Below are 3,328 nucleotides of genomic sequence, written 5' to 3' on the forward strand. Positions count from 1 at the left end.
AGCGAAAATCATTCGATTTTCTACTTCTGGTCCACTCCCGATGTCTCATGGTTATGCGGAATAGATAAAAAAGTGAACATTATTGATTTTCTATTCTTGCTTAAACTTATTTATTATTTGGAATTATGAAAGGATGGAGCCATGACAAATCCAGTAATTATGCAATATTTTGAATGGTATTTACCTGATGATGGACAGCATTGGAATCGTTTAAAAGAAGATGCTCAACACTTAAAAGATTTAGGAATTAATCAAGTTTGGATGCCACCCGCTTTTAAAGCAACAGGCACTAATGATGTAGGATACGGTGTTTATGATATATATGACCTCGGTCAGTTCGATCAAAATGGATCTGTTCGAACTAAATATGGTACCAAAGATGAATATCTAGCTGCCATTGATGCCCTTAAGGAACAAGGGATTAAACCCATTGCTGATATTGTTTTGAATCACAAAGCTAATGGCGATGAAAAAGAGGCTTTCATGGTGTTAAAAATGGATCCTAATAATCGTCAAAAGCCATTATCTGAACCTTATGAAATAGAAGCTTGGACTCATTTTTATTTTCCAGGAAGAAATAAAACTTATAGTGATTTTGAGTGGCATTGGTATCATTTTACCGGTACCGATTATGATGCGCGTAATGATGAAACAGGGATTTATTTGATTCTCGGGGATAATAAAGGATGGGCAAACGGGGACTTAGTTGATATGGAGAATGGTAACTTCGATTATTTAATGTTTACGGATATCGATTTTCGACATCCTGAGGTAAAAGAACATTTATATCAATGGGCTCATTGGTTTATTCAAGAAACTGGGATTCAAGGTTTTAGATTAGACGCAATTAAGCATATCGATGCTGATTTTATGAAGAATTTTATAGAATACATCCATGATAATACGGATGAGGAATTCTTTATTTTTGGAGAATACTGGAATCCTGATGTCAATGCGAAAGAGGTTTATTTAGCTCAAACAGACTATGAAATTGATTTAGTGGATGTAGGACTACATATGAATTTTCATGTAGCAAGTAAAAATGGCAATCATTATGATTTATCGACTATCTTAGATGACACTTTAATGGAAAAGAATCCTTTTGAAGCGGTCACTTTTGTTGAAAATCACGATACTCAAAAAGGTCAAGCCCTACAGTCTTATGTGGAAGATTGGTTTAAACCTTCTGCATATGCGATGATCCTATTAATGCAAAATGGTCAACCATGTGTATTTTATGGTGATTATTATGGAGTTAATCATGATCAATTTGGTCAACCTAAGCTTCAATGGATTTTAGATAAATTATTATATTTACGGAAAGAATATGCCTATGGTGAAGAAAACCGTTATTTTGAACATCCAAATTGTATCGGGTGGACACGATTGGGAACCGAAGACCATCCAAATGCTTTGGCAGTTGTTATCAGTAATGGAGATGAAGGTTGGAAAAATATGAACGTTGGCACTTTAAATGCTGGTAAAGTATTTATCGATTATTTAGGTCATCATGATGCACAAATTACGATTGATGAGAATGGTAATGCGGATTTTCCAGTAAGAGCTGGCAGTGTTTCTTGTTGGGTTGAAAAATAAAAAATGTCACAAAAAAGCTCTAGAGATAGGTTCTTTATCGAACAAGTCTCCAGAGCTTATTTTTTTCAATGAAATTATTTTATTATTTTAATAGTTTTTCAAATTCATCAGCCACAAATTGTACATGGGTTCCAATAATAACTTGAGCAGTTGTTTTACTTGGTTTTAAGATACCAGGAGAACCTGCAGCTTTAATTTTAGCATCGTCAATAATGCTAGAATCTTTCACGTTTAATCTGAGGCGAGTTGCACAGAAGGTCATGTCCTCTATATTTTCATTTCCACCTAAAGCATCAAAGATTTTTTTAGCGGTACGAGCATAGTCAGAGTGTGTTCCTGTAGCTTCAGCATCAAGATTATCCTCTTCTATACCATCAGCGACGACATCTTCACGACCCGGTGTTTTTAAATCGAATTGATCGATGGCCCAACTAAATGCAAAGTAATAGATCGCAAAAAATACTAAACCTAATGGAATTAACATAATAATATTTGTTGCATAAGGTACTCTAAATGAAAGAATATAGTCAAGTACTCCAGCAGAGAAACCAAAACCGGCAAACCATTTTAATGATGCTGTGATGAATAGTGAAAGACCTGTTAAACCAGCATGAATTAAATATAAAGCGGGTGCTGCAAACATAAATGAGAATTCTAATGGTTCTGTTACCCCAGTAACAAAGCTAGCTGTAGCTGCTGCAATGAATAATGAAGCGACCACTTTTTTATTTTCAGGACGTGCTTTGCGGTACATTGCTAAAGCCCCGCCAGGTAAACCAAACATCATAATTGGGAAGAAACCAGCCATGTAGCGGCCTGTTTCACCAACAACTCCGCCTAATTCTGGTGAACCCCAGAATTTACCAAGATCATTGATACCAATCGTATCAAACCAGAAAACAGCATTTAAAGCGTGGTGTAATCCTGTTGGAATTAATAAACGGTTAAAGAAACCAAATAAACCAGCACCAAAAGCGCCTAATTTAGACATTCCAGTACCAAAAGCAATTAATCCTCCATATACAGCTGGCCAAATAAAGAATAAAACCAGTGAGGCTACAATCGCCATTAATGACGCCATAATAGGTGCCAATCGTTTACCACTGAAGAAAGCAAAAGCAGTTGGTAGTTGAACATTATGGAATTTATCAAAAGCAAAGGCACCGATTAAACCGGATAAGATACCAGTAAAGGCATTGGCAATTTTACCAAAAGCAGGTGAAACTTCTTCTACTGGCATAGAAGTTAAGTTTGCAACAGAATCTGTATTTAATAAAGTAGTGATGGTTAACCATGCGACTACCCCTGCAATAATTGAAGCACCATCTTGCTTTTTAGTCATACCATAAGCAACCCCCATTGCGAATAGCAATGGTAAATTATCAATAAGGGCGCCCCCAGCTTTAATAAAGAAGTTAGCCACTGGACTACCTGCTCCCCAACCGGTTGGATCAATCCAGTAACCAATACCCATTAATAACGCACCGGCTGGTAATACTGCCACTGGAAGCATTAATGAACGACCAATACGTTGTAAATATTTCATCATAATAATTTCCTCCTAAACGGGATAATAAATAATAAATGCAAAAAAGCGGTGTAAATACGGTCCTCCTTTCCTAAGAATACCACTTTAATAATTTAATTATAACGATACTATAAAGCGTTTTCAATATAATTTTATTATATTTTTTATCAATTTTAGTCAAGTCCATAATATTGTGTAAAAATA

2 protein-coding genes are annotated in these 3,328 nt (G+C 35.6%); one reads left to right on the forward strand and one right to left on the reverse strand.

The features are described from left to right. Positions 1-141: 141 nt before the first annotated feature. A complete protein-coding gene (locus HMPREF2811_RS00090) occupies positions 142-1,596 on the forward strand; it encodes an alpha-amylase (protein ID WP_071407575.1) in 1,455 nt (484 codons plus the stop codon). 82 nt (positions 1,597-1,678) lie between these two features. Here HMPREF2811_RS00090 and nagE read toward each other — a convergent pair whose 3' ends face one another. Continuing rightward, complete coding sequence (gene nagE, locus HMPREF2811_RS00095; RefSeq protein WP_071407576.1) at positions 1,679-3,145, reverse strand: N-acetylglucosamine-specific PTS transporter subunit IIBC; 1,467 nt, start codon at positions 3,143-3,145, stop codon at positions 1,679-1,681. Positions 3,146-3,328 lie beyond the last annotated feature (183 nt).

Origin of the sequence: Globicatella sp. HMSC072A10 (assembly GCF_001811625.1) — a bacterium.
GTDB classification, from domain to species: Bacteria; Bacillota; Bacilli; order Lactobacillales; family Aerococcaceae; genus Globicatella; species Globicatella sanguinis.

Coding starts and splice junctions, on each gene's coding strand:
- HMPREF2811_RS00090 (WP_071407575.1), top strand. CDS start 142: ATGACAAATCCAGTAATTATGCAATATTTTGAATGGTATTTACCTGAT.
- nagE (WP_071407576.1), bottom strand. CDS start 3,145: ATGATGAAATATTTACAACGTATTGGTCGTTCATTAATGCTTCCAGTG.